The organism is Erwinia sp. JH02 (assembly GCF_013074405.1).
Classification (GTDB): domain Bacteria; phylum Pseudomonadota; class Gammaproteobacteria; order Enterobacterales; family Enterobacteriaceae; genus Erwinia; species Erwinia rhapontici.
The window spans coordinates 144,572-167,383 of sequence record NZ_JABANZ010000008.1; the positions used below are offsets into that span (position 1 = coordinate 144,572).

Genomic DNA, 22,812 nt, shown 5'->3' on the forward strand with positions numbered 1-22,812 from the left:
TTTGCTGATAAGGATCAAGTGATTAGACAGGATCATTAGCTGTTAATGATCGGTGATCCCACACCGTATAAGCTGGGATCTAAATGGCATGTTATCCACAGGCTCAGCCAGGTACTCATGTTGTCCTTGGGATAAACACCGGTTATCAGACTGTATTGAGCCTAGTTATCCACAGTTGAATGCGTTAAAACCAGGCAAAAAAGGGCAATATTTACAAAACTCAGGATCGAAAAAGGCCAGTTTTGCGGATCGGGCAGAGGATCTCCGGCCGATCCGGGCAAGAGTTAGATCAGTTCTTTCCAGCTTTCTACCCAGACACCGGCAGGATCTTCGGGAATCTCATGTTGCAGCACATCTATATCCAGTCGATCGCCAATACGCTGTGCTCCCAGTGATGTCAGCAGCTCGTCAAACTGGATAATGGCACCGCAAAACAGATCATATTCACGATTACCAATGCCTACAGCCCCGTAACGCAGGTTACTCAGATCCGGTTGCTGTTCCTTTATGGCTTCAAACAGTGGCTGAATGTTATCGGGCAGTTCACCGGCACCGTGGGTAGAACTCACCACAATCCATATCCCTTCCATTTTCAGCTCTTCCAGCTCCGGCCCATGCAGTGTTTCTGTTGTATGTCCTGCTTCTTCAAGCTTCTCAGCAAGATGATCGGCCACATATTCTGCGCTGCCTAAGGTGCTGCCACTGATTAAGGTAATGTCGGCCATGATGAGATCCCTGAATGATAATGGCGGGCATTGTACTCTGTGATCACCATGGGATCTACCTGTGGATAATTAAGGGTATTACTGCCAGGCACCTGGCTTGTTGGCCAGTTCCAATCCGGGCAGTGCTCGCGCTCCTCACGTACTTCAGTACGCTGCGGGTGCTGTGCGCTGGCCGGATCGAAACTGACGGCACCGTCGACGGTGCATGACGAGGAGGGGATCTGAGAAAACATTCTGGTGTGGATAACCTTATGCACCGATCACGGGATAATGGTGCGCATAATCGGGTTTTGCAGGGAGATCAGGGTTTCGGTGGACTGGATTTCATCGATGGTCTGGATCTTGTTGATCAATACCTGTTGCAGGGCATCGATCGAGCGGCACATGACCTTAATAAAGATGCTGTAGTGACCGGTGGTGTAATACGCTTCGACCACTTCATCCAGTGCTTCCAGTCGCGCCACTGCTGACGGATAGTCTTTGGCACTTTTCAGAATGATGCCGATAAAGCAGCAGACATCATAACCAAGCTGCTTCGGATCTATCTCAACGCGCGTTCCTTTAATGATCCCCGCCTGCTTCATCTTCTCCACGCGCACGTGGATAGTGCCGGGGCTGACGTTGAACTGCTTGGCCAGTTCGGCATAGGCGGTACGGGCATTCTCCATTAGTGCATTGAGAATGCCGCGGTCGAGATTATCTGGCTGCATATTTTCCGGCATAGTGACTCCGAGATTGAATGTTATTCAATGAACAGAGTATTAATGTGCGGGATCGTGAACAGAATGGCAATCAGAGTGCCGATATGACAGCGGGCACCGAAGGGTGCCCGCCGGAGAACAAAAGATTAACGTTTACGCCACAGTGTCACCTGAGCGACGGTGTGCTGGTACTTACGCGCCGTTTCGCGGATGACAAACGGCACATCCTGTGCGGGTTCGATCTCCTCAAAATCGGGTGCCAGCAGGCGCTGCAACGCCTGGTAAGTCGATAGCGCCTCACCGTTTTCACGAATGCCTCCCAGCCAGTTTTCCTTCGGCGTGAAGTCTTCCAGCCACGTATAAGGAGAAGAGAGCATCAGCACACCGCCGGGGCGGATCATGCGGGTGATGTCCTGCAGGAAGCGACGTGGCTGGCGCAGACGATCAATCAGGTTCGAAGCCAGCACCAGATCGAAGGGTTCAGCCTGCGGTTTCAGGTTACAGGCATCGCCCTGTACAAACTGAATACGGCTGGCCTGTTCAGTACCGAGGTCAATATCCTTCAACTGTACCTGTCGGTATTCCACCAGCTCGCCCTCTTCCTGGGTGACGTAGCGGAACTCTTCGCCGCTGGTGAGCTGTAATGCCACGTCGATAAAGCGTGCGGAATAGTCCATTCCCACCACCTGGCCGAAATGACGTGCCAGTTCAAAACTCGCACGTCCTGTGGCACAGCCAATATCCAGTGCCCGCTGACGCTGGTTTGTGACACCGCAGGCTATCTCAACCAGCACTTTCGCGTAGTTGGCCACGCCGAAGTATTCCGGCCCGTACTGGAAATCGAGGTACTGTGACACCATGCTGTCGGTTTCATAGGGGTTACTGGCCCGGCTTTCCTGATGATCGGAGACCACATAGCGGAAACCCGCGTGCTGGAAGAAGTGGCGGCGAAAAGCGTAGCGTGCCGACTTTAGCGCTTCATTCCCCGTAGAGATCCAGCTGCCGCCTTTGATCAGCGAATGCTTACCATCAAACGTCGGCGTGGAGAAGTCATCATATAAAGGATGGACGCGGAAACCTTCAAAACCTGAAATGGGTGTGGTCGTCCATTGCCAGACGTTACCGATCAGATCGAAAAACTCACCCTGAGCAAAACGATCGACCGGGCAGGATGAGGCCCAGTGGGAGAGATTGATATTACCCGGTGCGTTATCCCAGTCAGGCTGATCGCCGGCCACCTTCTCACGCAGCAGCATCCATTCGCTTTCGGCGGGAAGCTGAACAGACTGGCCTGTCACTTCGGCTTTCCAGCGGCAGAATGCCGCAGCTTCAAGCTGATTGACTTCGGCTGGCCAGTCCCAGGGCATCGGGACTTCTTCCGCCATCAGGCGGAGCTTCAGCGTTTCCGGCTGGTCTGCATGACCAGTCCAGAAAGTGGGTTGGCTGGCTTTCGCGAATTCACGCCAGCCCCAGCCTTCGTCATCCCACCAGCGTGGTGTCTGATAGCCACCCGCCGTCACGAAGTCGAAGAACTCTGCGTTACTGACCAGCATTTTACTGGCCTCGAAAGCCTTCACGTCGGTGATGCGGCTGCCATACTCGTTATCCCAGCCGTAGGTGTCATCGGTTTTTCCCTGAGTGACACGTCCTGCGGCAACACTGATCAGGCTGTTATGCGGCACCGTCTGACGCTCATGGCGCGCATCCGGACACACCGGCCAGTGTGGCTGCGGTTTGACCCACGCCAGGGGCAGCTGTCGAATCAGCACGCTGGAGGTTTCCAGATGGATACGCTCATGTTCGATGCCCATCAGGACAACCCAGGCCGGGCTATCCCAGGTGATCGGCAGCGTTAGCGGCATCTCACGGATCAGCTGTTCAACGCGGGCGCGCACTTTACCGCGATAATCGCGCAGTTCAGCGACGGATGGCCAGGCATAGTGACTGGTGTCGAGGTCATCCCAGCTCATCTCATCGACGCCGATGGCCATCATCGCTTCAATGCTATCGTCGGTACGGTTGTCGAGCAGGCGAGCTGCCATCAGCTTATTGATATAGAACGTGGCGGTGTGACCGTAGTAGAAGATCAGCGGATGCCGTAGCGATATCGCTTTGGTTGTCCACGCCCGTTCATCCGCCAGGCAGTCAAACAGGCTTTCATACAGCTCCCATGTCTGGCGGAAGTAATTGAGCAATTGCTGACGTTTTTGTTCCGGGTCATTGCCGGTTAACTGCAGCGTGCGGGTTGGGGCAGGTAATCCTGTCTGGTGTTGTTGCGAAGTCACGTGATGCTCCCATCTTGCCATGTGGCTAAAGCGTATACATCACTATAGCAAATAAGCTTTGTCAGATTAGGTCAAAGGCGGGGTTCATCGTTTCCAGCGACGGAGCAGGCGGCTTTTTAGCCCGGTGTCGAAACGCCAGATGTGGTCAAAGATGCGCATAATGCCGGGTTTTCCATGATCGGACATGGCAACGGCATGAAAACGCTGTTGCTGCTGGCTCTGATGGTCGCGTACGCGTTTGACCAGTACATCAGGAAGACGTTGAGCGATAAAGTCAGAGAGAATCACGGCGTCAGCATCCTGCCACTGTGGGCCGGACAGCTTGAGTAAGACGGCATCGAGGCAGGCAGCCAGGTCGGTGCCGCCACGGAAACGCTGGCTGAGAAAACGGATCGCCTGGCTGATGCCATCTTCAGCGGTCAGTTCATAGCCCACCACTTCATGGGCAAACAGCATAATGTAGCAGCGGCGGTTATCTGCCAGCGCCACTTTCAGCAGGGCCAGGCAGAACGCTTTGGCACAGCGTTCATTAAAGCCGCCCATTGAACCGGATGTATCCACGCAGATGATAAACGGGCCGCGCGGCTGCTCATCATGATGGTGGTGAGTCACCGGGCGCAGCGTGACTTTGTCATGCCAGCTCTCTCCCTGGAGACGGTAGGTGAGCAAGCGTTTTTCCACCATCCGACGGTAAAACTCCAGCTCCAGTTCGCTGATGCCCAGCGTGGCCAGCTCTGGTGGCAGCAGGCGCAGAATATCGTCACTCTGGTGCAGACCGCTGACTTCTTCCGGCACGCTTTCTGGTTCGCGCACCAACTGGTGGAAGGCTTCCGGCGGAGCATCGTCCGAGAGTACCGCTTTGGCTTCACGGCTGCGGCCCAGCTGTTCCGCCAGTTTCAGCAGCTCCGGCTGGCTGGCCAGGAAATCGCCGTATTGCACCATGAGCTGGTAGTCGTCGCGTTGCAGTGAACTGCGGGTCAAATCCCATAAGCGCCCGGCAGCGGCTTCGTCGTCGGTGGCCAGCACGGGAGCCAGCTGACCACTCATGGCCAGCCGCTGTTGCAGGTCAGCCAGCAGTTTTTCACGCTCCTGATCGAGTAACTGTTGGTTAAGGGTCAGGGTTTGCAGCGTCAGGCTCAGTCGCCAGCGCTGTAAAAACAGCGTCTGCTGAGCGCCGCTGAGCTGCAAGGTATCGTGATGGCTGACCAGCGCTTGCGCTTTTTCAGCAAAGGGTGAGTGATTCTGCGCAAGCCATGTCAGTAATTCGGGCAGCTGACTGCTAAAGTCATGCTGGCTGAGAGTCTGGCACTGCTGGAAGCGGCTGAACTCTGCAGCCAAATCGTCCGGAACCGGGGTCGATTTTAACTGTTGCAGGATCTCTGACTTCCAGCGTGGAAGATCGCGCGTCAGGGCATTTTTCAGCCGGGGAAACTTTTCAAAAAAGGCGGCCAGCTGCGGTGAGGCCAGCAACGTGATCACCAGTTCTTCAATCAGCTCATTTTCACTGACTGCCAGAAACATACTCAATGTATCAAGTGAGATCACTGCCGCGCCTGCTTCAGCTGTTCCGCCACCTGTTGCAGGCTATCTTCAACACGTGCCAGCCAGTCATCGCTGATAAACAGGCAGCGATGATGCTGGCTGAACAGCGTGCGCTGTGCCCGAAGCTGGGTATCAAGCTCATCCAGCGCCAGCGAAATCTCTTCCGGCAGCCCTTGCTGCGGTTTACCCGGCAGCATCAGGCGTGAGGCTTGCAGGCTGACGTCGCGCAATGTCAGGCAGTCATGGCCGTCTACGTGCAAATCCAGCGTCTGGGCAAAGCCAATACCATTGAGCTTGCCACGCATTTCGCCACCTTTTTGCAGCCAGTGATGCAGAGCTTCGCGGGTCAGGGTGATATGCGTGACCTGCATATCATGCAGCGTGAGCGGTTTTTGCAGCATCAGCGTCAGCGCATCGGCTGACAGCGTTGCCGGCAGATCAAAGTGAGGTTTGCGGCTGAACATGCCGCCATGTTTCTCCAGGCGGATGGCCTGTTCCACACTTTGTTGCTGCTGGAGCGCCAGACGGCGGGCATTAATTTGCTGCAATTTGAACAGCATCGGTTGCTGCTGCCACGCCTGCTGGGTGATCAGATTATCCAGTTCACGATCCAGCAGTTTCATCGATCCCACATCGTGCCACAGGCAGTCTTTCAGCAGGATCAAATCAATAGGCGCGATCACGCTACGGCCACTGTAAAAGGCACTGGCCTGCAACAAGTGAATGGCTTTTTTCCAGCGGCGATCGGAGATATACGGCGCTTCTGGTTGATTTTCTAACAGTTGACGCAGTTGGAAAATAAGCTCGAAAACATCGTCGGGCAGGCTGACTTTACTGATACCTTGTTGCCACTCCAGATACTCTTCATCGCTGATGCAGAGTGAATCGGATACCGGATTCTGATTCTCATCCTGCTGGTGGGTCAACAGACTGCGGAAGTTCTGCTTTTCATGCACGTTATCCAGCCACAGGCGGATCAGCATACGGTCGTACAGTGCTTCAAGCCCACTATCCGCTTCCGGCAGTTCGTTAGAGGCAGTGACCAGCAGGCGCATCGGGATTTTATCTTCGCTGTCACCGTTACGAAAACGGCGTTCATTAATCGCGGTCAGCAACGTATTCAGGATGGCGGGCCCGGCTTTCCAGATCTCGTCAAGAAACACGATTTCTGCGTCAGGAAGGTAGCCTTTAGTCAGGCGCTGGTAGCGCCCTTCGTCTTTTAGTGCCTGAATAGAAAGGGGGCCAAAGACTTCTTCCGGCGTGGAGAAGCGCGTCATCAGGTATTCAAACGCGCGGGCATGCTGGAAAGCATACTTGAGCCGGCGGGCAATCAGGCTTTTGGCAATGCCCGGTGGGCCGAGTAAAAAGACACTCTCACCGCACAGGGCGGCGAGCAGGCAAAGGCGAATCGCATGATGGCGTTCGTAAAGTCCTTTCTCTAATGCATTGCTGAGGCGGGCGATGCGTTCCGCCAATAATTGAGAGTGGGCCATAATCAAACATTCATCCTTTTTCTACGGTCAGGCCAGATTGCTGTCTGGCGAGCGCAAACACTACTGGCTATGATGCTTGAAAGAGTTGATTGCAGTCAGCTTTTTTATTATCAAAGGGTGACACTGACCATTGAAGTTGTCATTTAACAGGCAATTAAGGATAGGCATTCATGTTTAATCATGCATACTGTGCGCGTTTTGACGGGCAGTTGAGCCGTACGCAATCCCGCGTCAGTCCACCGCAACAAAAGACAAGTCTATGAGTTCTGAGAAGAAGCAATCCCTTGGTGCCGTTACCCTGGCAGCGATAGGTGTGGTGTATGGTGATATCGGCACCAGCCCGCTGTATACACTGCGTGAGTGTCTTTCCGGGCAGTTTGGTTTTGGTGTTGAGCGCGATGCCGTTTTCGGCTTCCTGTCGCTGATTTTTTGGCTGTTATTACTCACCGTTTCACTGAAATATATCAGTTACGTGATGCGTGCCGATAATGCCGGGGAAGGCGGGATATTGACACTGATGTCACTGGCGGGACGCAATACCGGTGCGCGGTCAACCGCCGTGCTGGTGATCATGGGCCTGATTGGTGGCAGTTTCTTCTACGGCGAGGTGGTGATCACCCCGGCGGTATCGGTGCTTTCGGCCATTGAAGGCCTGGAGATCGCCGCGCCCTCCCTTGACCGCTATATCGTGCCGCTGGCGATTGGCGTGCTGACATTGCTCTTCATGATCCAGAAACACGGTACCGGCCTGGTCGGTAAGCTGTTCGCACCTGTGATGCTGTTGTGGTTTCTGGTGCTGGCGGTACTGGGTGCGCGCGGCATCATCAGTAACCCCGAAGTGCTGCACGCCATGAATCCTTACTGGGCGATTCATTTCTTTGTTGAATACAAAATGGTGTCCTTCTTTGCGCTTGGGGCCGTTGTGTTGGCCATCACGGGCGTTGAGGCGCTGTACGCCGATATGGGCCATTTTGGTAAGTATCCGATCCGTCTTGCGTGGTTTATTGTGGTGCTGCCGTCGCTGGTGCTGAACTATTTCGGCCAGGGCGCGTTGCTGCTGAAAAATCCGGAAGCGATTAAAAACCCCTTCTTCCTGTTAGCCCCCGATTGGGCGTTGATCCCGATGCTGATTCTGGCCACGCTGGCGACAGTTATCGCCTCTCAGGCGGTGATTTCCGGTGTCTTCTCCCTGACGCGTCAGGCGGTACGTCTCGGCTATCTGCCGCCGATGCGTATTGTTTACACCTCGGAAGAGGAGTCGGGCCAGATTTACATTCCGGTAATCAACTGGCTGCTGTTTGTCTCGGTAGTGATTGTGATTGTGGGCTTTGAGCATTCGAGCAACCTGGCTGCGGCTTACGGTATTGCCGTAACCGGAACGATGGTTCTCACCGCAATCCTGTGCAGCGTGGTGGCGATTAAAAACTGGCACTGGAATCGTTATCTGGTGATGACGCTGCTGGTGGGCATGTTGTGCATTGACGTGTCACTGTTCTCCGCAAACCTGGTGAAAGTGTTTGCCGGAGGCTGGTTACCACTTTCGCTGGCGCTGGTGATGTTTGTGGTGATGACCACCTGGAAGAGCGAACGTTTCCGTCTGCTGCGTCGGATGCACGAACACGGTAATTCTCTGGAGGCAATGATCGCCTCGCTGGAGAAATCGCCACCGGTGCGCGTGCCGGGCACCGCGGTGTATATGTCCCGCGCCCTGAACGTGATCCCGTTCGCCATGCTGCATAACCTGAAACACAACAAGGTGCTGCATGAGCGCGTGGTGCTGCTTACGCTGCGTACCGAAGATGCGCCTTATGTCCATAACGTGAAGCGTGTGACCATCGAGCAACTGTCGCCGACCTTCTGGCGTGTGGTGGCCAGTTACGGCTGGCGTGAAACGCCAAACGTGGAGGAGATTTTCCACCGCTGCGGTCTGGAAGGGTTGAGCTGCCGGATGATGGAGACCTCGTTCTTTATGTCACATGAGTCGCTGATTATCGGTAAGCGTCCGTGGTACCTGCGCCTGCGCGGCAAGCTGTTCCTTGCGCTGCAACGTAATGCGCTGCGGGCACCCGATCAGTTTAAAATTCCGCCTAACCGGGTGATTGAGCTGGGTACTCAGGTCGAGATTTAGCACGGTTCGGGACGGGCATGCCCGTCCCCTACAAACCTGTCTGTCGCTGGGGCGAGGCACGCCCTCTCCTAAGCAGATCCATCGTAGGGGCGAGGCACGCCTCGCCCTGGTTATCCGTTAATATTTACCGTCACCGCAAATCCGCCTTCTGCCCGATTTTCAAGGGTCACCGTCATGCCGTGCAGGCGGGCAATATGATGAACGATCGACAAGCCTAAACCGCTGCCAGACTGTTGCTGGCCTGGCAGGCGATAAAATCGTTCACCAATACGTGCCAGCGCTTCCGGGCTGACGCCCGGTCCATTGTCCAGCACCTGCAACGTGCCGGCGGTCAGTTTCAGCCATACTTCACTGCCCGCCGCACTGTAGCGAATGGCATTATCCAGCAGATTACGAACCAACAGCGCCAGCAGCAGCGGTTGACCCTGACAGATAACGGGCGCATCAGGGGCATCCAGCGCCAGTTCCACGCCCGCAGCCTGTGCGGCTGCATACTGATCCACCACGGCTTTCTGCACGATCGCCTGCCACTGCACGCTTTGTGTTTCCAGATCTTCCCCGGCATCCAGACGCGACAGCGTCAGCAGTTGATCCACCAGCCGGGTAGCGCGGTCTATCCCCGCATCCAGGCTGGTCAGCGCATGGTGGCGTAATGCGGCATCGTCATGAGCCAGCTGGGCAACCTCCGTCTGCACTTTTAACGCGGCCAGCGGGCTGCGCAGTTCATGTGCGGCATCCGAGGTAAAACGGCGTTCGCGCAGCAGCATGTCACCGATGCGCCCAAACAGTTGATTCAGTTCAGTCAGCAACGGGCGGACTTCCTGCGGCACACGCTGTGCGGTGAGGGGCGTAATGTCATCCGGGGCGCGCTGCCGCAGCTGGTCGGCGATCTGTTTCAGCGGCGCCAGCTCCCGGGTGATCAGCCACAACATCAACATCAGCATTACCGGCAGTGCCACCAGCCACGGCGTCAGGTTGGTTTGCACCAGATCGCGGGTCATATCATCGCGATACTCCCACTCCTGACCGACCACCACCACATAGCGATCGTCCGGGGTACGCAGCCACACCATACGCCAGCTGTCATCGTCACCGCGCAGGCGGCCATCAACAAAACCATCACGCTGATAATCAAAGATGAAATTACGGCCATTATCACCATCATTAAGCAGCATCTGGCCATCGCGGCGAAACACGGCAAAGGCCAGCGCATCATCGTCCTGATCGCCCCGGTGATGGCGCAGGATTTTTTTTGTTTTCGGCAGCGTTATCGTTTTCTCATCCCCTGACTCAATATTCAGGGTGGTGAGCCGTTTTGCGAACAGCATTTGCTGTGTATCAAACAACGCATTGATATTGTGACGGGTCTGCCACCAGGCCCCCACAGCGGCCACTCCCCAGCACAGCAGGCTGAGCAACAAAAAACCGAGCATCAGACGCAGTCGCAGACTTTGGCGCATCAGGGTGCCGCTCCCAGCGTGTAACCCACGCCGTGAATGGTGCGAATAAACTCACTGCCCAGTTTTTTACGCAGGTGATGGATGTGCACTTCCACGGCATTGCTGGAAACGTCGTCATCCCAGCCGTAGAGTTTGTCTTCTAACTGTGGGCGGGTGAGCACGCGCCCGTTGTTGAGCAGAAACAGTTCCAGCAGCGCCAGTTCACGCGCTTTCAGTACCAGCGGTTCACCCTTCAGGGTAACGGTATGGGAACCCGGTTCCATGATCAGGCTGCCATGTTGCAGTGTCGGCTGAAGCTGACCGTGGCGGCGGCGGATCAGTGCCTGTAAACGTGCGGCCACTTCGCTGAGGGCAAAGGGTTTACATAAATAGTCATCGGCTCCCTGCTGCAACCCGCTGACGCGTTGTTCCAGGGCATCGCGGGCCGTGAGGATCAACACCGGTTCATCACGTCCCTGCTGTCGCCACTGGCGGAGAATGGTGAGTCCGTCGATTTCTGGCAGGCTGAGATCCAGTACTACCGCATCATAGGGCGCGGCACTCAGCGCCCGAAGTCCCTCGTTGCCCTGGGTAAACCAGTCAACACTGAACCCCAGTTTGCTTAACCCGGCTTTGATGCCGTCGCCAATCAGGCGGTCATCTTCGATTAAAAGAATTCGCATGGTGTTATCCTTCGCAGTTCACCGAGTTATACGGAATCATGATACGGCTTGTACAGCAACGATCGACGAAATTCGCGACTTTTCGTCAATTTAGAACAATAAACTCGTGATAAAAGAGTTCTTAAGATCCTGTTAAGAACCTTTTGCTGTAATACTGACTGAACCGACGTTACCGGGCAGAACTGACTGCTCTATTGCATAAGGAAAAGTGAAAATGATGAAGAAGACAGCTGCATTACTGGCGATCACCGCCCTGATGTCCATGCCCGTACTTGCCGTCCAGGGCGGCGGTTTTGTTGACCCGAGCGCCCCGGCAGCCCAGGTACAGAAGGGCGGGTTCAGCGGCCCGAACGGTACGGTGGCTACCGTCAAGCAGGCTCAGGATATGAGTGATGATGCCTGGGTAACAATGCGTGGTCATATTGAAAAGCGCATTGGTGATGAAGACTATCTGTTCCGTGATGCCACCGGCACCATGACCGTCGAAATTGACGATAAGCGCTGGGACGGACAGACCATTGGTCCGAAAGACAATGTTGAACTCCAGGGCAAGCTGGATAAAGACTTCAACTCGCTGGAGCTGGACGTCAAACAGGTGCGCAAAATCGGTGGCTAATCGCTGGCAAGCATCGTGACCAGGTGGTGGACGGCGGGGGAGCGATCCCAACGCCGCCAGGCCAGGGCGATATCACTGCCCAGCGCAGCATCCTCAATCTGATGGAAGCTGACGCCGGGCAGGCTGATGCAGCGCAGTGAATCAGGCACGATGGTGATGCCGAAGCCTGCGGCGACCATGCTCACGCCCGACGAAATTTGCGGTGACTGCTGCACGCCATCTGGCTGAAAACCGGCACGCAGACAGGCACTGATAATCACTTCGTACAGGCTGGGGGCAACCTCACGTGGAAACAAAATCAGTGATTCTTGACGTAACTGTGCCAGCGACAAAGAGGGTACGCTGCCAAGCGGATGACCCGTCGGTAGCACCACAGCCATTTTCTCAGAAGCAATCACCTTCAGATTAAACGTCTTACTGCTCTCACAGGGCAGACGTACAAAGGCGGCATCCAGTAATCCCTCCTCCAGATTATGCATCAGCGTCGCCATACTCTCTTCCTGGGGCAGTAAGGTGATGGCCGGAAAACGATCCTGAAAACAGTGCAGCAGCCGGAAAATCTGCGGATGAAACGCGGTGGAGCTGGCAAAACCAATCGACAGCTTTCCACTGATCCCGCGGGCAATCCCTTTGGCTTTCTCCAGCGCATGGCCGGTCAGTGCCAGGATCTGGCAGGCATCATGATAAAACGCTTCCCCGGCATCCGTCAGTTCCACGCCACGCGTCAGCCTTTTCAGCAGCGGTGTACCAATCTCTTCTTCCAGTTTTTTGATTTGCTGACTCAGCGGGGGCTGGGAAATACCCAGCCTTTCCGCCGCCCGGGTGAAGTGCTTCGTCTCAGCGACCGCAACGAAGTAACGCAGATACCGCAGTTCCATATCGAAAACGTCTCAAAGTGGGGGGTGTTCTATATTGGAATCCCGAACTGAACCGAGTCAACATTGATTCAATACTTCTTAACAGTTTATCGGGGGAAATGGCAATGACACATTCTGTAACTGATTGTTCATGTTCGGAACAACTGACCGAAACGGTCAGGGGGATGCAGAAGGAAAGGCCAGAAAGTGTAATCTATCAGACCTCTCTGATGAGCGCGTTACTGAGCGGCGTCTATGACGGTACCACCACGGTGGCTGACCTGCTGAAGAAAGGCGATTTTGGCCTCGGGACGTTTAATCAGCTGGATGGCGAGCTTATCGCTTTTAACCGTGAAGTGTACCAGTTGCGTTCAGATGGCAGTGCCCGTGCTGCCAGTCCCGATCAGCAATCGCCGTTTGCAGTGATGACCTTCTTCCACCCTCAGTATCAGCATCGCTTTACCGGCCCGGTTGATCGGGCCGGGGTACATCAGGTCATCGACCAGCAGGTCAGTTCCGATAATCAGTTCTGCGCATTGCGTCTCGACGGTTTGTTCAGCCGCGCAGAAACCCGCACGGTTCCCTGTCAGCACCGCCCGTATAAATCGATGCCAGAGGTGCTCGGCAAGCAGCCCACCTTTCATTTTGAGCAGCGCAATGGCGTGTTGATCGGTTTTCGCACGCCGCAGTATATGCAGGGCATCAACGTCGCGGGCTATCACGAACATTTCATTACTGACGATCGCCAGGGTGGCGGTCATCTTCTGGACTATCAGCTTGATCACGGCACGCTGACCTTTGGTGAGATCAGCAAGCTGGTGATTGACCTGCCTGGCGACAGCGACTTCCTGCGGGCGGATCTCAGCCCGGAAAACCTGGATTCCGCCATTCGTTCTGTTGAAAGCTGAAAAAGAGAGAGAACAAAAGATGAAAAACGTCACTGAGGTTCAACAGTGGGCACACGGTGCCGATCTGGTCGTGGCTCAACTGGAAGCACAGGGGGTGAAGCAGGTCTTCGGCATTCCCGGTGCCAAAATCGATAAAGTCTTTGATTCGCTGCTGGACACCTCCATCCAGACGATTGCCGTACGTCATGAAGCCAACGCCGCATTTATGGCAGCGGCCGTGGGTCGGCTGACCGGCAAAGCCGGCGTTGCATTGGTCACCTCCGGGCCTGGCTGTTCCAATTTGATCACCGGTATGGCAACGGCGACCACCGAGGGCGATCCGGTAGTGGCACTGGGGGGGGCGGTAAAACGCGCGGATAGCGCCAAACAGGTGCATCAAAGCATGGATACCGTCGCGATGTTCCGCCCTGTGAGTAAATATGCGGTAGAAGTCGGTTCCTCAGATGCCATTGCCGAAGTGTTATCGAATGCGTTTCGCAGTGCGGAGCAGGGGCGCCCCGGCGGCGCTTTTGTCAGCCTGCCGCAGGACATTATTAATGAGCCCGCACGCGGACATCTGCTGAATACCAGTGGCCAGCTGCTGCTGGGGGCGGCACCGGATGTGGCGATTGACGCCGTTGCCCGCCAAATCGCACAGGCGAAAAACCCGGTGCTGCTGCTGGGCCTGATGGCCAGCCAGCCCGCCAACAGCGATGCGCTGCATCAGCTGCTGGAGCGTAGCCATATTCCGGTCACCAGTACCTACCAGGCGGCAGGTGCAGTGCGGCAGGAGCATTTTTCCCGCTTTGCCGGGCGTGTCGGGCTCTTTAATAATCAGGCGGGCGATCGGTTACTGCGAGAAGCCGACCTGATTATCACCATTGGCTACAGCCCGGTAGAGTATGAACCTGCGATGTGGAACAGTGGCAAAGCCACCCTGGTGCATATCGATGTGTTGCCCGCCGATACCGACAACTGTTATCAGCCTGATGCCGAGCTGGTCGGGGATATTGCTGCCACGCTGGATAAACTGACGGCACGTATCCACGGCCCGTTAACGCTTAGCCCACAGGCGGCTGCGATCCTCAGCGACCGCCAGCAACAGCGTGAACTGCTGGCGCTGCGCGGCCATCAGCTGAATCAGTTTGCCCTGCATCCTTTGCGCATCGTGCGTGCTATGCAGGACATCATCAACAGTGACGTCACCCTGACGGTGGATATGGGCAGCTTTCATATCTGGATCGCGCGTTATCTTTACAGCTTCCGCGCCCGTCAGATCATGATCTCCAACGGTCAGCAAACCATGGGCGTTGCCCTGCCCTGGGCGATTGGTGCCTGGCTGGTGGACCCGTCGCGCAAAGTGGTGTCGGTCTCCGGGGATGGCGGGTTCCTGCAATCGAGTATGGAGCTGGAAACGGCAGTACGGCTGGGCGCTAATTTGCTGCATATCATCTGGGTGGATGAGTGCTACAACATGGTGGCGATGCAGGAAGAGAAGAAATATCAGCGGGTTTCCGGGGTGAAATTCGGTCCGATCGATTTTAAAGCTTACGCCGAGTCGTTTGGTGCCGCGGGGTTTGCTGTGGAAAGTGCAGAAATGCTGGAACCGACGTTGCGTAAAGCGATGGATGTGCAGGGCCCGGCGGTAGTGGCTATTCCGGTGGACTACGCAGACAACCCTCTGCTGATGGGACAGCTTCATCTCAGCCAGATTTTGTGAGCTGCTATACCTTCCAGATATTCATTACATTCAGTCATGGCCCTTTACCGGTAACATAAAAGGGCCATTTTTTTCCTTAAAACAAATCCTCTCTCTGCGTCAGCGAAACGTTTCGATGGCGATCACATTTTCAACATTTGATGATTGTTTTCCCCTGACCATTTCTTACACTGCCCCTCAGCGAAACGTTTCGCTCTGGAGTGAATAATGAAAAAAGGCACCTTACTGAATTCTGATATCTCGTCCGTGATTTCACGTCTCGGTCATACTGACAGCATCGTGATTGGCGATGCCGGCCTGCCGGTCCCACAAGGTCCGCAGCGTATTGATCTGGCGTTGACGCATGGAATTCCGACATTTTTACAGGTTACCCAGGCGGTCACCAGCGAGATGCAGGTCGAGAGTGCCATCATTGCGGAAGAAATTAAGCAGCATAATCCGCAGCTTCATAGTGAATTGATCGCCCTGCTCGACTTACTGCAACAACACCAGGGTAATTCAATCAGTATCAGTTATGTCAGTCACGAACAGTTCAAACACCAAACTCAGCGTAGTCAGGCTGTCATTCGCAGCGGAGAGTGTTCTCCGTATGCGAATGTCATCCTGATCGCTGGCGTGACCTTTTAGAGGCTGTTATGCAACCTTTACTGCAATTAAAAGGCATTGATAAAGCCTTCCCGGGCGTCAAGGCGCTGTCGGGAGCCGCCCTCTCTGTTTATCCTGGCCGCGTGATGGCGCTGGTGGGCGAGAACGGTGCGGGTAAGTCGACCATGATGAAGGTGCTTACCGGGATCTACGCCCGTGATGCGGGCACGTTTGAATGGCTCGGTCAGGAAACCACCTTTAACGGGCCGAAAGAGTCGCAGGAAGCCGGGATCGGTATTATTCATCAGGAACTGAACCTGATCCCCCAGTTGAGCATTGCGGAAAACATCTTTTTGGGTCGCGAATTTGTTAACCGTTTTGGCCGCATCCAGTGGAAAAAGATGTATGCCGAGGCGGATGCCTTACTGAAGCGCCTGAATCTGCGCTTCAGCAGCCATAAGCTGGTGGGTGATCTGTCGATCGGTGACCAGCAGATGGTGGAAATTGCCAAGGTCCTGAGCTTCGAGTCAAAAGTGATCGTCATGGACGAACCGACGGACGCGCTGACGGATACCGAGACCGCTTCGCTGTTCCGGGTGATCAACGAGCTGAAAGCGCAGGGCTGCGGCATTGTTTATATCTCCCACCGAATGAAAGAAATTTTTGAGATCTGCGACGATGTCACCATCTTCCGTGACGGGCAGTTTATTGCAGAACGTGAAGTGGCTCAGCTGACGGAAGAGTCGCTGATTGAAATGATGGTCGGCCGCAAGCTGGAAGAGCAGTATCCACGCCTGGATAAAGCACCGGGTGAGGTTCGCCTGAAGGTGGAGAATCTGAGTGGTTCCGGCGTTGAGGATGTCAGCTTTACGCTGCGTAAAGGCGAAATTTTGGGTGTGTCCGGGCTGATGGGCGCGGGGCGTACCGAACTGATGAAAGTGCTGTATGGCGCCTTGTCACGCAGCAGTGGCAGCGTAACGCTGGACGGAAAAACCGTCTTCGCGCGTTCCCCGGAAGAGGGGCTGGCCAACGGTATCGTCTATATTTCTGAAGATCGTAAGCGTGATGGTCTGGTGCTGGGCATGTCGGTGAAAGAGAACATGTCACTGACCGCCCTCAACTATTTTAGCTATGGCGCGGGCCGCCTGAAACATGCGGAAGAGCAGCAGGCGGTCGGTGATTTTATCAAGCTGTTTAACGTTAAAACGCCATCAATGAATCAGCCGATTGGTTTGCTCTCAGGGGGTAACCAGCAAAAGGTGGCCATTGCGCGCGGGCTGATGACGCGGCCAAAAGTGCTGATCCTGGATGAGCCAACGCGTGGCGTCGATGTTGGCGCGAAAAAAGAGATTTATCAGCTGATTAATCAGTTTAAACAGGAAGGGTTGAGCATCATTCTCGTCTCCTCCGAAATGCCGGAAGTCCTGGGCATGAGTGACCGCGTGCTGGTGATGCACGAAGGTCGCCTGAGCGGTGACTTCCCGATTGAACAAGCCTCGCAGGAAATTTTGATGGCGGCGGCAGTTGGTAAACATTACAGCGCGGAGCTGGCATAACTATGAGTACGCAAACAATTCCTTCACGCCGCCTGATCAGTAAGGCATGGCTGCTTGAGCAGAAATCGCTGATTGCGCTGGTGGTGCTGATTGCCATCGTTTCCAGTCTGAGCCCGAATTTCTTCACCGTGGCTAACCTGTTTAACATTCTGCAACAGACGTCGGTCAACGCCATTATGGCGGTGGGTATGACGCTGGTGATCCTCACCTCCGGTATCGATCTCTCCGTGGGGTCATTGCTGGCGCTGACCGGGGCAGTCGCTGCCTCGATTGTCGGGCTGGAAGTGAATGCTCTGGTGGCGGTGGCGGCATCGCTGGCACTGGGTGCCTTTATTGGTGCGATTACCGGCTCGATTGTCGCGAAAGGTAAAGTGCAGGCGTTTATTGCCACACTGGTCATGATGCTGCTGCTGCGTGGTGTGACGATGGTGTACACCAACGGCAGCCCGGTGAATACCGGCTTTAACGACAATGCAGACCTGTTTGGCTGGTTTGGTATCGGTCGTCCTCTGGGTATCCCGACACCGGTCTGGTTAATGGGTGTGGTGTTCCTCGCCGCCTGGTACATGCTGCATCACACGCGCCTTGGCCGTTACATTTATGCGCTGGGCGGTAACGAAGCGGCAACGCGTCTGTCCGGCATCAGTGTTAACCGCGTCAAAATTATCGTTTATGCACTGTGCGGCATGTTGGCTGCACTGGCGGGCACCATTGAAGTGGCACGCCTCTCTTCGGCGCAGCCGACGGCCGGTACGGGCTATGAGCTGGATGCGATTGCAGCTGTGGTGCTGGGTGGAACCAGCCTCGCAGGCGGTAAAGGCCGGATTATGGGCACGCTGATAGGTGCGCTGATCTTAGGCTTCCTGAATAACGGGCTGAACTTGCTCGGTGTTTCTTCTTACTACCAAATGATCGTCAAAGCTGTGGTGATTTTGCTGGCGGTGCTGGTAGACAACAAAAGCAGTAAATAACACTCTTTACCTTTACAGGATATGAAAATGAAGATGAATAAACTGACTGCACTGGCTGTACTGTTAGGCGCCACGCTGAGCGCTAACGCGCTGGCAAAGGACACCATTGCGCTGGTGGTTTCTACCCTGAATAACCCGTTCTTCGTATCGCTGAAAGATGGCGCGCAGAAAGAAGCGGATAAACTGGGTTATAACCTGGTGGTGCTGGATTCTCAGAACAACCCGGCGAAAGAACTGGCTAACGTGCAGGATCTGACCGTTCGTGGCACCAAGCTGGTGCTGATTAACCCGACCGATTCTGATGCGGTGGGTAACGCCGTGAAAATGGCAAACCAGGCGAACATTCCGGTGATCACCCTGGACCGTGTAGCCTCTCAGGGTACCGTGGTCAGCCACGTGGCGTCTGATAACCGTTTCGGCGGCAAAATGGCCGGTAACTTCATCGCCAAAAAAGTCGGCGACAATGCAAAAATCATTGAGCTGCAGGGCATTGCCGGAACGTCTGCTGCGCGTGAGCGTGGTGAAGGCTTCAAGCAGGCTGCCGATGCACACAAATTCAATATTCTCGCCAGCCAGCCGGCTGACTTCGACCGTACCAAAGGCCTGAACGTGATGCAGAACCTGCTGACCGCTCACCCGGACGTGCAGGCGGTGTTTGCTCAGAACGACGAAATGGCACTGGGTGCCCTGCGTGCATTGCAAACGGCAGGCAAATCTGATGTCGTAGTGGTGGGCTTCGACGGCACCCCAGATGGTATCAAAGCGGTTGAAGGTGGCAAACTGGCTGCGACCGTGGCTCAGTTACCGGAGCAAATCGGCGTTATCGGCGTTCAGACGGCTGATAAAGTGCTGAAAGGCCAGAAAGTACAGGCTATCAATCCGGTTGACCTGAAGCTGGTTACCCAATAAATCAAAGAAAAGCATGGCACGCGCCACCTTCGGGTGGCGCACTTATCTGGACAATCCCCTTATGATGAAAACTGGCAAACTGGCTGTCCTCGGCAGCATTAATGCAGATCACATTCTGAATCTGGCGCATTTCCCGCGTCCGGGTGAAACGGTGATCGGGAAGCAGTATCAGGTCGCATTCGGTGGGAAAGGTGCAAACCAGGCCGTTGCCGCCGGGCGCAGTGGCGCAGACATTGCCTTTATCGCCTGCGTGGGTGAAGACGACATTGGCGAACGTATCCGCCAGCAACTGGTTGATGACCGTATTGATGTCAGCCCGGTGGAAGCCGTTGCCGGCGACTCGACGGGTGTGGCACTGATATTTGTTAACGGTGAAGGTGAGAATACGATCGGCATTCACGCCGGCGCCAACGCTGCCCTGACGCCCGAGCGCGTTGAGCAGCACCAGCAGGTGATTGCGGATGCCGCAGCACTGTTGATGCAGCTGGAGTCACCGCTGGAAAGCGTGCTGGCGGCTGCGAAGATCGCGCATCAGCATCAGACGCAGGTGATTTTGAATCCGGCCCCGGCGACAGAACTCTCTGACGAGCTATTGTCGCTGGTGGATATGATTACCCCGAATGAAACCGAAGCGCAGATCCTCACGGGTGTGGCGGTCAACAGCGATGAAGACGCTGCACGAGCAGCGGCAGTGCTGCATCAAAAAGGTATCCGTACAGTATTGATTACCCTCGGCAGCCGGGGCGTGTGGTTAAGTGAGCAGGGGAATGGTCAGCGTATTCCTGGTTTCCGTGTGGAAGCGGTGGATACTATTGCCGCGGGCGACACCTTTAATGGTGCGCTGATCACGGCACTGATTGAGCAGCGTCCGATGGCTGAAGCCGTACGCTTTGCCCATGCAGCCGCAGCGATTGCCGTGACCCGCCGTGGTGCACAACCTTCCGTTCCCTGGCGTGATGAGATTGACAGCTTCTTGCAACAGCAGGGGTAGATGTGGCGACCATGAAAGATGTCGCCCGCCTGGCGGGCGTCTCAACCTCCACCGTGTCTCACGTTATCAATAACAACCGCTTCGTGAGCGAAGCGGTTCGTGAAAAAGTGACCTCGGCGGTAAGCCAGCTGAATTACGCACCCTCTGCGCTGGCGCGTAGTCTGAAGCTCAATCAGACCCGTACTATTGGCATGTTACTGACGGCCAGCAGTAACCCGTTCTATTCCGAGGTGGTACGGGGTGTTGAGCGTAGCTGCTATGAGCGTGGTTATAGCCTGGTATTGTGCAATACCGAAGGCGATGAAGACCGTATGAATCGAAGCCTTGAAACACTGCTGCAAAAGCGTGTTGATGGCTTACTGATTATGTGTACCGAAAGTCACCTGCCTTCCGCTGAATTACTTCATCGTTATCCCACGATCCCTTCAGTCATGATGGATTGGGCGCCGTTTGAAGGCGGCAGCGACATTATCCAGGATAACTCCCTGCTGGGTGGGGAGATGGCGACGCGACATCTCATTTCGCGTGGTTATACACGGATTGCCTGTATTGCCGGGCCACAGGACAAAACACCTGCGCGTCTGCGTCTTGAAGGATATAAGCAGGCAATGGATAGCGCCGGGTTAGCGATACCGCCTGACTACATTGTCAGTAGCGATTTTGAATTCCAGGGCGGATTCAATGCCATGAATACGCTTTTGGCCCTCGATCCTCCACCTCAGGCTGTCTTTACCTGTAATGATGCGATGGCTGTTGGCGTGTATCACGCGCTCTATCTGGCGGAAATGCGTATCCCGCAGGATATGGCCGTGGTGGGTTACGATGATATCGAACTGGCGCGCTATATGACGCCGCCCCTCAGCACTGTTCACCAGCCTAAAGACGAACTGGGGGAGCTGGCGATCGATGCTCTGCTACACCGCCTGACAGATCCAACGGCCAGCCCCCAGTTGCTGGTGCTGACGCCGGAACTGATGGAACGTGCCTCCGTGGGCGATATCCGCAAGGAATAAGCGCCTAGGTTTTCTTCTTATCACGGTCGCTAATCAGGTTGCGACCGTCCCCTGGTTTCAGTAGCAGGAAGACCAGCGCTGACAGCACGGTAATGACCCCCATCGTCAGGAAGGTGGCATGGAAGTGCTGGAGTGTGGTGCCATCAAAGTTTTCATAAAAGCGTAACACCGCTGCACTCACTGCGACACCAAACCCAATCGCTAACTGTTGTGTGACGGCCAGCATGCTGTTACCGCTGCTGGCATTGGCATCCGTCAGGTCTGCAAGGGTGATGGTGTTCATCGCGGTAAATTGTGTGGACATCGCCATACCCAGAATAAAGAGTGGGATGAGCAGCGCCAGCATACTCCAGCCAGGAACCTGCAAAGCAAAGGTGGCGATCAGTACGCCGATAATCATGCTGATCCCGACCAGGGTTTTGCGATAACCAAACCAGCGCAGTACCTGGGTGACCGTCGACTTCGCCAGAATGGAACCGAGGGCGGTGGGCGCGACCATGCAGCCCGCCAGCAGGGCGGTGTAGCCAAATCCGACCTGTAACATTAATGGCATCAGGAAGGGAATACAGCCTGTACCCAGTCTTGAAGCGATATTGCCCACGATGCCGACGGAGAAGGTGCGCGTCTTAAACATGGGTAATGGCAGCAACGGGGCAGGGTGGCGCCGCGCATGCACTATATAGAGAAGTAATAATGCGATACCCGCCAGCAACACACCCAGAGCAATCACGCTTGATACAACCTGTTCACCGAATAATTCGATGCCGCTGGAGATGCCCACCAGACCCAAACCAAACAGCAGGAAGCCGATCAGGTCAAAGCGGCGTTTCGGAGTGGTAAAGTCCGGCATATATTTGCGTGCATAGAAAATGCCGAGAATACCGATTGGGATATTAATGAGGAAAATCCAGTGCCAGGTTGCCCAGGTGACCAATACGCCCCCCAGTAAAGGGCCTAACACCGGGCCAACCAGTCCCGGCATCGTGACAAAATTGAGTACCGGTAGCAGCTCGCTGCGCGGATAGGCCCGGAGCAGGGCAAGACGAGCCACCGGCATCATCATTGCCCCACCCACACCTTGCACCACACGGGATGTGACCAGCATCGACAACGAACCCGAAAGCGCGCAGGCCAGCGAACCCAGGGAAAACAGAAATACGGCGGCGATAAAGACTTTACGGGTGCCAAAGCGATCGGCCAGCCAGCCACTGACCGGGATCAGCATCGCGACAGTTAAGGTATAGCTGATAACGGCAGACTGCATCGCCAGGGGAGAACGCCCCAGGCTGTGGGCGATGGCCGGAAGGGCCGTGTTCAGAATGGTGGCATCCAGCGCCTGCATAAAGAAAGCCATAGCGGCAATCCATGGAAGTCCGGCCATACTGCGCGCGGATTTAATCATTGGTATCCCTTTCTTTTGTGAGTGCGGCAGAAAAATCCCCTGTGAAGCAGAAAGAATAGCATCTCATTTTTGCTTTCCTCCTCGGTCTTTCGCAGTTTTCTGTCAGTAAATGCTGATTTATTGCCCTGAAAGCGTATGCTTTTAACGCTTCTGATGAAAAATAACGCGCTCAGTCATTTTATTGCAATAAACACTTGTCACTCGTCGGAAACTGCCTATAATGCGCAACCACTGAGACGGCACAACGGCTTACGGCCAGCGGCTCAGGAGGTTCAGGAAGCATCTGAACCGCCGGAAAAAACTTCTCAA

Annotated in this window: 20 protein-coding genes; 10 read left to right on the forward strand and 10 right to left on the reverse strand. The window is 55.1% G+C overall.

Annotated elements, in window-relative coordinates:
• Window positions 1–284: 284 nt before the first annotated feature.
• The 6 genes from mioC to ravA form a co-directional block, all read right to left on the reverse strand.
• Window positions 285–725, reverse strand: coding sequence for an FMN-binding protein MioC (gene mioC / locus HHI26_RS19420; protein ID WP_133844863.1), 441 nt, complete (start codon window positions 723–725; stop codon window positions 285–287).
• Window positions 707–958 carry a hypothetical protein gene (locus HHI26_RS19425; RefSeq protein ID WP_133844865.1) on the reverse strand — a complete coding sequence of 84 codons (252 nt, stop codon included), beginning with the start codon at window positions 956–958 and terminating at the stop codon, window positions 707–709. The genes mioC and HHI26_RS19425 overlap by 19 nt, the downstream gene beginning before the upstream one ends.
• 27 nt (window positions 959–985) lie before the next feature.
• Window positions 986–1,447: a transcriptional regulator AsnC gene (gene asnC / locus HHI26_RS19430; RefSeq protein ID WP_133844867.1), complete on the reverse strand. Its 462-nt coding sequence runs from the start codon at window positions 1,445–1,447 to the stop codon at window positions 986–988.
• A gap of 125 nt (window positions 1,448–1,572) precedes the next feature.
• Window positions 1,573–3,732 (reverse strand): 5-histidylcysteine sulfoxide synthase, encoded by a 2,160-nt coding sequence (ovoA, locus tag HHI26_RS19435; protein ID WP_171149544.1) that lies wholly within the window; start codon window positions 3,730–3,732, stop codon window positions 1,573–1,575.
• Window positions 3,733–3,795: 63 nt separating this feature from the next.
• Window positions 3,796–5,256, reverse strand: coding sequence for an ATPase RavA stimulator ViaA (gene viaA / locus HHI26_RS19440; RefSeq protein ID WP_133844872.1), 1,461 nt, complete (start codon window positions 5,254–5,256; stop codon window positions 3,796–3,798).
• Window positions 5,253–6,746 (reverse strand): ATPase RavA, encoded by a 1,494-nt coding sequence (gene ravA / locus HHI26_RS19445; RefSeq protein WP_133844874.1) that lies wholly within the window; start codon window positions 6,744–6,746, stop codon window positions 5,253–5,255. The genes viaA and ravA overlap by 4 nt, the downstream gene beginning before the upstream one ends.
• 259 nt (window positions 6,747–7,005) lie before the next feature.
• Between ravA and kup the strand changes: the two genes are divergently transcribed.
• Window positions 7,006–8,874 (forward strand): low affinity potassium transporter Kup, encoded by a 1,869-nt coding sequence (kup, locus tag HHI26_RS19450; RefSeq protein WP_133844876.1) that lies wholly within the window; start codon window positions 7,006–7,008, stop codon window positions 8,872–8,874.
• A gap of 110 nt (window positions 8,875–8,984) precedes the next feature.
• Here kup and qseC read toward each other — a convergent pair whose 3' ends face one another.
• Complete coding sequence (gene qseC, locus HHI26_RS19455) at window positions 8,985–10,337, reverse strand: quorum sensing histidine kinase QseC (RefSeq protein WP_171149550.1); 1,353 nt, start codon at window positions 10,335–10,337, stop codon at window positions 8,985–8,987.
• Complete coding sequence (gene qseB / locus HHI26_RS19460; protein ID WP_133844880.1) at window positions 10,334–10,996, reverse strand: quorum sensing response regulator transcription factor QseB; 663 nt, start codon at window positions 10,994–10,996, stop codon at window positions 10,334–10,336. Before qseB ends, qseC begins: the two co-directional genes overlap by 4 nt.
• Window positions 10,997–11,213: 217 nt before the next feature.
• Here qseB and HHI26_RS19465 point away from each other — a divergent pair, with 217 nt between their 5' ends.
• Window positions 11,214–11,612, forward strand: coding sequence for a NirD/YgiW/YdeI family stress tolerance protein (locus HHI26_RS19465; protein WP_166653740.1), 399 nt, complete (start codon window positions 11,214–11,216; stop codon window positions 11,610–11,612).
• Here HHI26_RS19465 and HHI26_RS19470 read toward each other — a convergent pair.
• On the reverse strand, window positions 11,609–12,490 hold the full coding sequence (locus tag HHI26_RS19470) for a LysR family transcriptional regulator (RefSeq protein ID WP_171149545.1): 882 nt from the start codon (window positions 12,488–12,490) through the stop codon (window positions 11,609–11,611). The two genes, HHI26_RS19465 and HHI26_RS19470, sit on opposite strands and share 4 nt — an antisense overlap.
• A gap of 104 nt (window positions 12,491–12,594) precedes the next feature.
• On the opposite strand from HHI26_RS19470, the gene budA reads away from it, so the two are divergent.
• From budA to rbsR, 8 genes are all read left to right on the forward strand, one after another.
• Complete coding sequence (gene budA, locus HHI26_RS19475) at window positions 12,595–13,377, forward strand: acetolactate decarboxylase (protein WP_133844887.1); 783 nt, start codon at window positions 12,595–12,597, stop codon at window positions 13,375–13,377.
• Window positions 13,378–13,396: 19 nt separating this feature from the next.
• A complete protein-coding gene (alsS, locus tag HHI26_RS19480) occupies window positions 13,397–15,076 on the forward strand; it encodes an acetolactate synthase AlsS (RefSeq protein ID WP_133844889.1) in 1,680 nt (559 codons plus the stop codon).
• 207 nt (window positions 15,077–15,283) lie between these two features.
• A complete protein-coding gene (gene rbsD / locus HHI26_RS19485; RefSeq protein WP_133844891.1) occupies window positions 15,284–15,703 on the forward strand; it encodes a D-ribose pyranase in 420 nt (139 codons plus the stop codon).
• An 8-nt stretch (window positions 15,704–15,711) separates the two neighbouring features.
• Entirely contained in the window at window positions 15,712–17,217 is a 1,506-nt protein-coding gene (gene rbsA / locus HHI26_RS19490) for a ribose ABC transporter ATP-binding protein RbsA (protein WP_159338287.1), read from the forward strand.
• A 2-nt stretch (window positions 17,218–17,219) separates the two neighbouring features.
• Window positions 17,220–18,188 (forward strand): ribose ABC transporter permease, encoded by a 969-nt coding sequence (gene rbsC, locus HHI26_RS19495; protein WP_133844901.1) that lies wholly within the window; start codon window positions 17,220–17,222, stop codon window positions 18,186–18,188.
• A 33-nt stretch (window positions 18,189–18,221) separates the two neighbouring features.
• The gene (gene rbsB, locus HHI26_RS19500; RefSeq protein WP_133844944.1) at window positions 18,222–19,097 is read left to right on the forward strand and encodes a ribose ABC transporter substrate-binding protein RbsB; all 876 of its coding nucleotides are present in this window, start codon (window positions 18,222–18,224) and stop codon (window positions 19,095–19,097) included.
• Between the two features lie 61 nt (window positions 19,098–19,158).
• Entirely contained in the window at window positions 19,159–20,088 is a 930-nt protein-coding gene (rbsK, locus tag HHI26_RS19505; RefSeq protein WP_133844902.1) for a ribokinase, read from the forward strand.
• 2 nt (window positions 20,089–20,090) lie between these two features.
• A complete protein-coding gene (gene rbsR, locus HHI26_RS19510) occupies window positions 20,091–21,101 on the forward strand; it encodes a ribose operon transcriptional repressor RbsR (protein WP_171149546.1) in 1,011 nt (336 codons plus the stop codon).
• A gap of 4 nt (window positions 21,102–21,105) precedes the next feature.
• Here rbsR and mdtD read toward each other — a convergent pair whose 3' ends face one another.
• A complete protein-coding gene (mdtD, locus tag HHI26_RS19515) occupies window positions 21,106–22,503 on the reverse strand; it encodes a multidrug transporter subunit MdtD (protein ID WP_133844904.1) in 1,398 nt (465 codons plus the stop codon).
• Window positions 22,504–22,812 lie beyond the last annotated feature (309 nt).